Raw genomic sequence first — 10,702 nt, 5'->3', positions numbered from 1 at the left:
GGGGACCCTGTGGGAGAGTAGGACGCCGCCGAACAATTTGTGGGAAAGCCCCGCACCTTCTGGTGCGGGGCTTTCTGCATTTCCGGACCCTTCCGGACGGCCGGCGCGGGCCCGTCCGCCGGTCGCCGGCGGACCTGCTGCCCATCGAGGTGGGCGGTGTCGTACTCGGGTACTACGGTGGCCCGCATGAACTATGTGATCCGGTCCGTCCGCGCCGAGGAGTGGCCCGTCGCGAAGGAACTGAGACTCGCCGCGCTGCGGGATCCGATCGCGCACCTCGCCTTCCTCGAGACGTACGACGAGGCCGTCGCCAAGCCGGACTCCTTCTGGCAGGAGCGGACGGCAAGGGTCGCCGAAGGAGCGGCCGGCGCGCAGCAGGTCATCGCCGAGGCTCCGGACGGAACCTGGGTCGGGACGCTGACCGTGCTGCTGGAGGAGCCGGGGACGACCGACTGGGCCGGGTTCCCCGTAGAGCGGAAACAGGGACACGTGGTCGGCGTGTTCGTACGGCCCGAGGAACGGGGGAACGGGCTGACCGAGGTGCTGTTCGACGCGGCCCTGGAGTGGGCGTGGGCGGCGGGGGCCGAGCGGGTGCGGCTCATCGTGCACGAGGAGAACGGCCGGGCACTGCGGTTCTACCGCAAGATGGGGTTCGAGCCGAGCGGGGTGATCGTGCCGCTGGCCAAGCGTCCCGGAGAGCGTGAACTGGAGTTCGTGATCGAGAGGGAATGAGGTCCGGGCTACGGCACCGGGACCGGGCGTACGGCCGCTTCCCGCGGATCCTCCCGCGGCTTCCCGGCGACCGAGGCACGGACGACCGGCTATACGGGCAGTTCGTCGTGCGGCCAGCGGGCGCGGCCCTGCTCACGGGACCGGAGCAGGGCCAGGGTCGGCAGGCCCCGGTCCGCTCCGCTGGCCAGCAGCTCCGGGAGCTGGGGAAGCGGAGCGACGGCGGCGACGTCGTCCAGGACGAGCGTCATTGGTGGGTCGAGCCGACCGGAGGATGACCGTTCGGCCATGCGCCGGCCGCGCTCGACCACGCTGGAGACGAGGGCCGTCAGGAGGGGCATCGCGCCCGGATTCGTCCTGGGGTCCTCGATGGACTCGCCGAGCACATAAAGCGTGCCCCCTTCGGCGGCGAAGGAATCCAGGGCGAGGGCATCACTTCGATGCGGAGTGCACGCCTCGCGCACGTTGACCGTGGACAGCGCGGACAGCGCCCGGCCGGTCAGCTCCTGGGCGATGTCCCGGCGCTGCGGATGCCCGGTGAGGGCGGCTTCCAGCTCGCCCGCCGCGCCGGCGGCCGCCTTGGGGTGCGTACGGAGGATGCGCACGGCGTCCTGGACCTGGGCGCCCTGGCACCAGCGGTGGACGTGGCGGACCGTGCGGCCGTCGACGGCGGCGGCGTGCAGGAAGCTGCGCAGCAGCGTCGCGGCCGTGTCGCTGACGGCCTGGTCGAGGCGGGCGGTGGGACGGACCGGTGCCAGGAGGGCCGCCGCCCGCTCCGCGGCGGTCTGCTTGTCCTCGCAGCCGCGGGTCGGGGACCAGTGGAGGCGTGCGGGCGTGTCGCACAGGTGGGTGGGGTCGTACAGGAGGGTCGGGCCGAGCTTGGCGCGGGCGTCCTTCGTCTCCGCCCACAGGGCCGGGTTGGAGGTGACGACGAGGACGGGGCCCTCCGCCTCGCGTACGGCCTGGGCCGCGGTGGCCTGGCGGCTCTCCCGGGTGCCCAGGAGGATCCTTTCCCCACCGCCCGGGCGTTCCCCGGCGAACAGGAGGGCGGGCGGCTCGGGCCGGGGCGGCCGCGGGGACTGGACGTACGGTGACTGCGCGGGTTCCGGCTCCGTGCGCGGCGCGGGCACCTCGTGGTGGTGCGGCGCGGGAGTCCCGTGAGGGCCTGGCGCGGGCACCTCGTGGTGGCGTGGCGCGGACGCCCGCTCGGTGGCCGCCGCCCGCAGCTCCGCCCGCCGGCTCAGCCGTACGGCCCGCCAGCGGGCCACCGTGCCCATCACGAACACGGTCAGCACGAGCAGCACCATCAGCTGGCCGATGAACAGCCCCCAGAACAGGCCGTACCCCGACAGCTCGCCCGCCGGGGTGTCCGGCCAGGCGCCGGGGACGTCGTGCGGCGCGCCCATCAGGTGGCGCATCGCCAGAGGGGTGCGGGTGAAGGTGACGCCGGCGGGCCAGGAGCCGTGGGCGAACCAGCCGGCCAGACCCGTCGCCGTCCACACCAGCAGGGTCATGCCGAGGAGGAACGCGAGGATGCCGATCAGCAGGCCGTCGGGGATGCCGCCCTGGCCGCCGCTGCGCCGCTCGTCCGCTCTCACGCCGTCCGCCCCCTTACGCCACCGTCGATTCCGAGTCGCCGAGGTGCTGTTCCACGAAGGCCGCCGCCCGCTCCTCCGCCTCCCGCTCGGCGGCGCGCAGGGCGTCGTCCACCGGGTCGCTGGCCGACTCGGTCATGGCGCGGTCGGTGAACACCAGCGGGCGCTCGGTCTCCGTCACCAGGTGCTTGACGACCTGGACGTTGCCGTTGACGTCCCACACCGCGATACCGGGCGTCAGCGTCGGGATGATCTCCACCGCCCACCTCGGCAGTCCCAGCACCCGGCCCGTCGCCCGCGCCTCGTCGGCCTTCTGGGCGTAGATCGTCCTGGTCGAGGCCATCTTCAGGATGGCCGCCGCCTCCTTGGCCGCCGCCCCGTCCACCACGTCGGACAGATGGTGCACGACCGCCACGAACGACAGGCCCAGTCGCCGTCCGAACTTCAGCAGCCGCTGGAACAGCTGCGCCACGAACGGGCTGTTGATGATGTGCCAGGCCTCCTCGACCAGGAAGATGCGCTTCTTGCGGTCGGGGCGGATCCAGGTGTGCTCCAGCCACACGCCGACGATCGCCATCAGGATCGGCATGGCGATGGAGTTGCGGTCGATGTGGGACAGGTCGAAGACGATCAGCGGGGCGTCCAGGTCGATGCCGACCGTCGTCGGCCCGTCGAACATGCCCCGCAGGTCACCGTCGACCAGCCGGTCCAGCACCAGCGCCACGTCCAGGCCCCACGCCCGTACGTCGTCCAGGTCGACGTTCATCGCCTGCGCCGACTCCGGCTCGGGGTGCCGCAGCTGGTCGACGATGTCGGACAGCACCGGCTGCCGGTCGGCGACGGTCGCGTTGACGTAGGCGTGCGCGACCTTGAGCGCGAAGCCGGAGCGCTCGTCGAGGCCGTGCCCCATGGCGACCTCGATGATGGTCCGCAGCAGGGCCAGCTGGCCGGTGGTCGTGATCGACGGGTCCAGCGGGTTGAGCCGGATGCCGTGGTCCAGGGCGGCCATCGGGTCCAGCCGGATCGGCGTTATCCCCAGCTCCTGCGCGATCAGGTTCCACTCGCCGACCCCGTCCTCGCCCTGCGCGTCCAGCACCACGACCTGCCGGTCGCGGAAGCGGAGCTGGCGCAGCACGTACGTCTTCTCCAGCGCCGACTTGCCGTTGCCGGACTCGCCGAGGACCAGCCAGTGCGGGGCGGGCAGCTGCTGGCCGTACAGCTGGAAGGGGTCGTAGATGTAGCCCTTCCCGGAGTAGACCTCGCGGCCGATGATGACGCCGGAGTCGCCGAGGCCGGGCGCGGCGGTCGGCAGGTAGACCGCCTGGGCCTGGCCCGTGGAGGTGCGCACCGGGAGCCGGGTCGTCTCGACCTTCCCGAACAGGAAGGACGTGAAGGCCTCGGTGAGGACGGACAGCGGATCCCGCATCAGGACTCAGCCCCTACCTTCGGATGCCGGTGGCGAACGGAAGAGTGTTCACGAAGGCGCGGTGGTGCTCGCGGTCGCACCACTCCAGTTTCAGGTACGACTTGCCGGCCGAGGCTCTTATCGTCCGCTTGTCGCGGGCCAGGGCCTCGGGGGAGCGGGAGGAGACGGTGATGTAGCCGACGAGGTTGACGCCGGCCGCGCCGCTCGCGAGGTCCTCGCCCCGCTGGTCGAGGCGGTTGTGGGCGGCGATGTCCCGGGGGTCCACGGTCCGGTTCATCTTGGCGGCGCGGGAGGCCTCGGCCTCGTCGTTGGTCTTCTCGGTCAGCATGCGTTCGATGGCCACCTCGGTGGGCTCCAGGTCCATCGTCACGGCGACCGTCCGGATGACGTCCGGGGTGTGGACGAGGAGCGGCGCGAGGAAGTTGACGCCCACCGGGGTCATCGGCCACTCCTTGATCCAGGCGGTGGCGTGGCACCAGGGGGCGCGGGTGGACGACTCCCGGGTCTTGGCCATCAGGTAGGTGGGCTCGGTGGCGTCCAGCTCGGCCGGCCAGGCGTTGCGCTTGCTCATCGCCTGGATGTGGTCGATGGGGTGGTCCGGGTCGTACATGGAGTGGATGAGGGAGGCCAGCCGGCTCTGCCCGAGCGGCTGGCGCACCCGGATGTCCGCCTCCTGCAGCCGTGAGCAGATGTCGGTCAGCTCGCGGGCCATGACGACGGCGAGCCCGGCGTCCCGGTCCACCCGGCCGCCGTGCGCGCGGGCCGCCCGCGCCATCGCGTGGGCCTCCGCGGCGAGCTCGCGCGTGTAGTGCATGCAGGCGACGAGATAGGCCCGGTGCTGCTCGCTGCTGGTCGACACCATCGACAGCAGCTGGTCGTAGGACTGCTGCAGCCATGCCGGGGACCGGTCGTCGCCGCGGGCGGCGACGTCCTTGGCGTGGGCGTCGGGGTCGGCGGGCAGGGTGCGGGCCAGCATCTGCAGCCGCGTCACGAAACCGTCGCCGTTGGCGACGTGCTTCAGCAGCGTGCCGAAGCGGTCGACCAGGGCCTCCTGGTCCTCGGAGTCGCGCAGGCCGACGCCGGGCCCCTCGATCTCGATGGCGGCGGTGACGGTCTTGCGGTCGGCGTGCAGGAGCACGGCGATCTCGTCCGGGCCGAACGGCGCGGACAGCCAGGTGATGCGGCCGATGCCGGGCGGCGGCCCGATCTCGACCTCCCGCCCGTCGAGCCGGGTGCCCGCCTCCATCGCGTTGGAGCGGTAGACGGCCCCCTGCTTCAGGGTCCGCTTGTAGCTGCGGTTGATCTCGAACCACTTGTAGAACGTCCGCCGCTTGTACGGCATGTAGACCGCCGCCAGCGCGAGCATCGGGAAGCCCGCCAGCAGCACGATGCGCAGGGACAGGACGGGGACGAGGAGCCCGCACATCATGCCGAGGAACGCGCCCACGACGATGAGCGCGATCTCGCCGGTCTCGCGGTTCCGGCCGATGATCGCGTTCGGCCGGGCGCGGCCGATCAGATACGTACGGCGGGGCGTGACCGGATGGGACGCGTGGGACTCGGTCGTCAACGCCCTTCACCTCCCGTGCGGTTGGTACTGCTGTTACGGGTGCTGCTGGCGTGCGGAGTGTTCACCGGGCTGCTCGAACGGGGGGCGGGTGCGGCGGAGGGGACGGGTCCGCCGCCGCTCGAGGCGCGCGTGCTGTGCGCGGCGACTCCGCCGGAGGCGGGGTTCGTCGGGCGGGGGGCGGAGCTCGCGGCGGCCTGGCCGCCGGTGTTGTCCGCCCGGGAGCTGTGGGTCTTGATGCCCTGGGCGACCATGGTGGCCGGGGAGCTGATGACGGCGGCGGCCTTGCTCTCGGCGTTCCGCATGATGCGGTTGTTGCGGGAGCCGGCGATCTCGTCGCCGAAGCCGGGGACGAAGCGGTAGATCATCGCCGAGGCGAAGATGGCGAGCAGGATGATGGCGAGGCCGGAGACGACGGCGGCCAGGGAGTCCGGCCCCTCTTCGGCGGACAGGGCGCCGGCGAGGCCGAGGACGATGACGATGACCGGCTTGACGAGGATGATCGCGATCATGATGCCGACCCAGCGGCGGACGTGCCCCCACAGGTCCTTGTCCACCAGGCCCGCGTAGACCACGACGCCGAGCAGGGCGCCGACGTACAGCAGTACCGCCCTCAGGTACAGCTCCAGGTAGAGGACGCCCGCGGCGACGATGGAGACCAGCGACACCAGCATCAGCATGATCGGGCCGCCGCCGATGTCGGTTCCCTTGCTGAGGGCCTCGGAGAACGTGCCGAAGAACGCGTCCGTCTGGTTGCCGGTGGCCTGCGCGAGGACGTCGCTGACGGCGTCGGTCGCCGAGACGACCGTGTAGAGGATGAGCGGTGTGAAGGCCGAGGCCAGCACCGTGAGCCAGAGGAACCCGACGGCTTCCGACAGGGCCGTCGCGAACGGAACGCCCCGGACGGCCCTCTTGGCCACCGCCAGCAGCCAGAGCAGGAGCGTCAGGATCGTCGAGGCCGCGAAGACCACCGCGTAGTGCTTCAGGAACGTGAAGTTGGTGAAGTCGACGCTCGCGGTGTCCTCGACGGCGGTGCTGAGCTGGTCGACGGTCCAGGAGGCGGCCTTGGCGAAGCCCTTGGCGAGGGAGGAGAGGGGGTCGAGGGCGGAGGTGGGGTCGAGCGGACCGTCGGAGGAACCGCCGCCGTCGGAGCCGCCGCGCTCCTCGCAGTGCTTCCTGGCCGCGGGGGCGAGCAGGGAGCAGTCGAAGCTCTGCGTGGGGGTGGGGGTGGGGGTCGGCGTGGGGGTCGGCGTGGGCGTGGGCGCGGCGAGCGCGCCCTGGGCCAGCAGGACGGCGGACGCCTGAGCGACGGCCACGAGGCCGGTGAGCTGGAGCACGCGGTGCCGGTCAGCGCGCATAGGTGAAGCCTCCGAACTCCTTGACAGCCTCGCCGATCTCCTCGGCGCCCGAGACGGGGTCGTCTCCGGTGATGGGGGTCGGGCCGGTCCGCTGGCTCGCCTCCAGGATCTTCCAGTCGCCGTCGCGCCAGTTCAGCTTGAGGGTGACGGTGAACCAGCCGCTGGTCACCGGGGTCCTGGAGTCCTCGCCGGCCAGGCCGAACAGGCCGTTGCACCACACCTCGACGGTGGCCGTGGCGGTGCTGAACGAGGTGACCTTGGTGCCGACGGGCAGCGTGCGGTTGACGAGCGTCTTCCCCCGGGGGGCGTTGCCGTCCTCGTCGAGGCCGACGTTCTCGAGGAAGTCCGCCGAGTAGTTGGCGTCGAAGCCGGACCTGAGGCGGTCCAGCGCGCTCGGGTCGGCGGTGGTCTCGAGGATCCGGTGGCGTTCCCCGGCGTTGAGCATCCGGTCGGACCACAGCACCACGGCGTAGTTCGCCGCCGCGCTCTGGGCTCCCTGCCGGTCGCGGGCGAAGCCCGTCGGGATCCCGTCCGCCTTCGTCCGCACCGGCTGCCTTCCGGAGGGCGCGGTGGCCGCCGCCTCCGGCTTCTCCCCCGTGCCGCCGTCGGTGGACGCATCGTCCCCGCCGCGGTTCGCGAAGGCGATCGCGGCGATGAGCAGGACCACCACGCCCACCACCGTGACCAGGCTGCGCGACGACGACCGGCCGGCGCGCCGCGCGCCGCCGTACAGGTCGGCGCCGGTGTCGGGCAGCCGCGTCCGTGTCTGCCCCGTGCCGCCGTAGCCGCCGGAGGCCTCGTGCTCGTCCCCGAGACTCATGCCGCGTGCGCCCCCTCGACGTCGTGCGGAAACACCGCGTACCGAATGCCGTAGCAGTACGACGGTAGCCGTGCTGGTTCCCGCGCGGGCGCGGTGTGGTGACTCGACATCAGGGAAACGCAACCTCAGCCGGTGGGCACGACGGGCGGGTGGGACGGAGGGGGAGCCGGGCGTGCCCGGACGGGACTGACGGACTGACGATGCCGACCGTGCGCCGCGCGCCGGGCACGCCGGTGGCCCGGTTACACGGCCATCCCGTACACGATGGTGAAGAGCGTGCCGAGCGAGCCGATGATGAAGACGCCGGTCAGGCCCGCGATGATCAGGCCCTTGCCCTGCTCGGCGCTGAAGGTGTCGCGGAGCGCGGTGGCCCCGATGCGCTGCTTCGCGGCGCCCCAGATGGCGATGGCGAGGCAGAGCAGGATGGCGACCGCCATCACCACCTCGATCATCACCTTGGCCTCGTTGCCCAGGCTGCCGAAGGGGCCCCAGTCCGGAGCGATCCCGCCGATGATGGTGTTGATGTCTCCCTTGTCGGCCGCAAAGAGCATGTAAGTCACCGCCCCTGGTTGGGTAGTTCCGCGTCCTCTGCGGTCGTGCAGAGGTCAGGCTCATTCTCGCCGACAATGCCGCTGCCGTATGTCGACTTGGCGTCATTGGTGGGCGGGTTTCGTACGAATACCTTGCCACCTGTCCGCGCCGGCCGCTCGGGGAGGCGCGGAACGGGGAACAAGAAGGGCCTTATGGTCACTCTGTGTATCACGGCAGGTCACGCCGGGCAATGAGGTGGCGGCGAAACCTGTCGGACGGTTCCGTCGTTGTCCCCTTCTACGGCCTGTGGTCGCTTTCTGACGGTTGATCGGGTGAACGGCCGCGTCCGTGCACCGGGGTGAAGGCTACCCGGCGCCGACGGCGCCCGCCGGTGACGCGGGACCGGGGTGACGCGGGCTCAGAGGCGCGGCGGCGGGCCGCGGGAGGGGGCCGGGCCGGTCCGGGCCGCGCGGCCGTGCCGGGAGGTGGCCGGAGGGCGTTCCCGCCGCGCACGTGATCGTTCCGTGGCGCGCGAGCCGCCCCTACACTGACGACGGCGACGGACTCCCGGACGATGAGGAGCGGTTGACGATGCGTAAGGCATGGATCGTGGGGACCGCGGTCGTGGGCTCCGGGCTCGCCTTCGTGATGCTGCTCGTCGTCGGCGTCTACCTCGTCGCCGGAAACCTCGCGGGGGGCGTCGGCGGCGGCGTCAAGGCCCTGGCCAAGGGGGCGGTGCCGGCCGCGTACCAGGATCTCGTGCAGAAGTGGGGCAACCTCTGCTCCGCCATCAACCCGGCCCTGCTGGCCGCCCAGCTGTACCAGGAGAGCGGCTTCAACCCGCGGGCGCAGAGCCCGGCGGCGGCGCAGGGGATAGCGCAGTTCATCCCCGGCACCTGGGCCGCGCACGGCATCGACGGCGACGGCGACGGCGACCGGGACGTGTGGGACCCGAAGGACGCGATCCCCTCGGCGGCCAAGTACGACTGCACGCTCGCCTCCTATGTCAAGGACGTGGCCGGGAACCCGACCGAGAACATGCTGGCCTCCTACAACGCGGGGGCCTACGCGGTGATCAAGTACGGGGGCGTGCCGCCGTACGAGGAGACGCAGAACTACGTCAAGAGGATCACCACGCTGGCCGAGAGCTTCGCCGCGCCCGTCGGCCGGGTCGACCCCTCCGAGCAGGCCGCCGGGGCCATCAACTACGCCCAGAAGAAGCTCGGCACGCCCTACCTCTGGGGCGGTACCGGCACCGCCGAGCAGGGCGGGCGCTTCGACTGCTCGGGGCTGACCCAGGCCGCGTACGCCAGTGTCGGGATCGAGCTGCCGCGCGTCGCCAACGACCAGTACAACGCCGGGCCGCACCCCGACCGGGACGAACTGCTCCCGGGCGATCTGGTGTTCTTCTCGGACGACCTCACCAACTCGCGCGCCATCCGGCACGTGGGCATCTACGTCGGCGGCGGGTACATGATCGACGCGCCCCGCACGGGCGCGGTCATCCGGTTCGATCCGATCGACACCCCGGACTACTTCGGGGCCACCCGGGTCACCGAAGATGGCGCGAAAGCGCTCCCCACCAGGGTGTGAACCGAGCGTGAACCCATCCCCTGAGCTGCGACGATGTATCTCTCTTCGATAACGTCTACGTGATCATTCCGTGGAGGGTGGAACGTATCGACGAAGGCCGTGCGTTCCTGTTGACGTAGCCGAGCGGACGTCTGGACACGGAAGCGGATCTACACCACGGGGGTGGCAGGAGCGGCGCGCACCGGGCGCGCCGACGGAAGAGGACGAAGGGGCAGCAGCACCATGGCTGGACTCGCCGCATCCGGGTCGAACCCCGACGTCGAGCTGCTCTACGACATCAACGGCCTGGCCAAGGACGCGCCGCACTGGTTCGACCGGGTCATGGAGTTCGTCGGCGAGTACGGACTGCTGCTCGCCCTGGTGCTGCTGGTGCTGGGGTGCTGGTGGTCGGTGCGCCGACGGCCCGGCGAGGAGACCGCCTCGTCGGTGGCCGGACTGGTCTGGGCACCGCTCGCGGCGGGCGTCGCGGTCCTGGTCAACGTGCCGATCCGCGGATTCGTCGAGCGGCGGCGGCCGTTCCTCGACCACCAGGGCCTGGACGTCCTCGTGGCCGGCAAGACCGACTACTCCTTCGTGAGCGACCACGCGACGATCACCATGGCGATGGGGGTCGCCCTCTTCGTGGTCCACCGCGGCTTCGGTGTCGCCGGGATCGCGCTGGCCCTGCTGGAAGGGTTCTGCCGGGTCTACATGGGCGTGCACTACCCGACGGACGTCGTGGGCGGCTTCGCGCTCGGCACGGCGGTGGCGCTGCTGCTATCGCCGCCGGCCATGGCCCTGCTGACGCCGGTGGCGAAGGCCGTCGAGCGGTCGCCGAGGGCGGGGTGGCTGGTCCGGGCGCGGGGAAGAGCGTACGCGGGGCGGGACGCCCTGGTCCCGGGAGCGCGCAGGGAGGCGGCCGGGGCCGAGGAGCGTGATCTGGCCGCCTGAGGCGGGCTCCCGCGGTTCCCGCGGGCGGATGAGGAGGCGGGGCGGGGCGGCCCGCCCCCCCCCCCCCCCTCGCGGGCGGGGGGCCCCCCCCGGGGGGGCCGCCCGGCCCCCGGGGGCCGGGCGCGGGGGTGCGGGGGACCGGACCGGGCGGCC

General features: G+C 71.9%; 9 protein-coding genes. 3 read left to right on the top strand and 6 right to left on the bottom strand.

All coding sequences use genetic code 11. From position 1 onward, the window contains the following. The first annotated feature begins 186 nt into the window (after positions 1–186). Positions 187–732 (top strand): GNAT family N-acetyltransferase, encoded by a 546-nt coding sequence (locus ACIBAI_RS28495; RefSeq protein WP_399038649.1) that lies wholly within the window; start codon positions 187–189, stop codon positions 730–732. A gap of 89 nt (positions 733–821) precedes the next feature. Here the strand turns inward: ACIBAI_RS28495 and ACIBAI_RS28490 are convergent, their stop codons facing one another. The 6 genes from ACIBAI_RS28490 to ACIBAI_RS28465 form a co-directional block, all read right to left on the bottom strand. Further along, complete coding sequence (locus ACIBAI_RS28490; RefSeq protein WP_399038647.1) at positions 822–2,327, bottom strand: type IV secretory system conjugative DNA transfer family protein; 1,506 nt, start codon at positions 2,325–2,327, stop codon at positions 822–824. A gap of 13 nt (positions 2,328–2,340) precedes the next feature. Then, a complete protein-coding gene (locus ACIBAI_RS28485; RefSeq protein WP_344601484.1) occupies positions 2,341–3,750 on the bottom strand; it encodes an ATP-binding protein in 1,410 nt (469 codons plus the stop codon). 13 nt (positions 3,751–3,763) lie between these two features. Further along, positions 3,764–5,320, bottom strand: a complete 1,557-nt coding sequence (locus tag ACIBAI_RS28480; RefSeq protein ID WP_399038645.1) for an SCO6880 family protein — start codon at positions 5,318–5,320, stop codon at positions 3,764–3,766. After that, positions 5,317–6,675: a hypothetical protein gene (locus ACIBAI_RS28475; protein WP_399038643.1), complete on the bottom strand. Its 1,359-nt coding sequence runs from the start codon at positions 6,673–6,675 to the stop codon at positions 5,317–5,319. Before ACIBAI_RS28475 ends, ACIBAI_RS28480 begins: the two co-directional genes overlap by 4 nt. Continuing rightward, positions 6,665–7,495: a hypothetical protein gene (locus tag ACIBAI_RS28470; protein ID WP_399038642.1), complete on the bottom strand. Its 831-nt coding sequence runs from the start codon at positions 7,493–7,495 to the stop codon at positions 6,665–6,667. The genes ACIBAI_RS28475 and ACIBAI_RS28470 overlap by 11 nt, the downstream gene beginning before the upstream one ends. A gap of 242 nt (positions 7,496–7,737) precedes the next feature. Further along, the gene (locus ACIBAI_RS28465) at positions 7,738–8,046 is read right to left on the bottom strand and encodes a hypothetical protein (RefSeq protein ID WP_266399602.1); all 309 of its coding nucleotides are present in this window, start codon (positions 8,044–8,046) and stop codon (positions 7,738–7,740) included. A 571-nt stretch (positions 8,047–8,617) separates the two neighbouring features. Between ACIBAI_RS28465 and ACIBAI_RS28460 the strand changes: the two genes are divergently transcribed. Both ACIBAI_RS28460 and ACIBAI_RS28455 read left to right on the top strand, forming a co-directional pair. Next, positions 8,618–9,619 (top strand): NlpC/P60 family protein, encoded by a 1,002-nt coding sequence (locus ACIBAI_RS28460; protein WP_399038639.1) that lies wholly within the window; start codon positions 8,618–8,620, stop codon positions 9,617–9,619. A gap of 222 nt (positions 9,620–9,841) precedes the next feature. Further along, positions 9,842–10,549, top strand: a complete 708-nt coding sequence (locus ACIBAI_RS28455; RefSeq protein ID WP_399038638.1) for a phosphatase PAP2 family protein — start codon at positions 9,842–9,844, stop codon at positions 10,547–10,549. Positions 10,550–10,702: the final 153 nt, after the last annotated feature.

It is taken from the genome of Streptomyces sp. NPDC051041, from assembly GCF_044456065.1.
Lineage (GTDB): Bacteria > Actinomycetota > Actinomycetes > Streptomycetales > Streptomycetaceae > Streptomyces > Streptomyces glaucus.
Note: the sequence above shows the minus strand (reverse complement) of the source record. Positions and strands in the feature narration are given on the sequence as shown.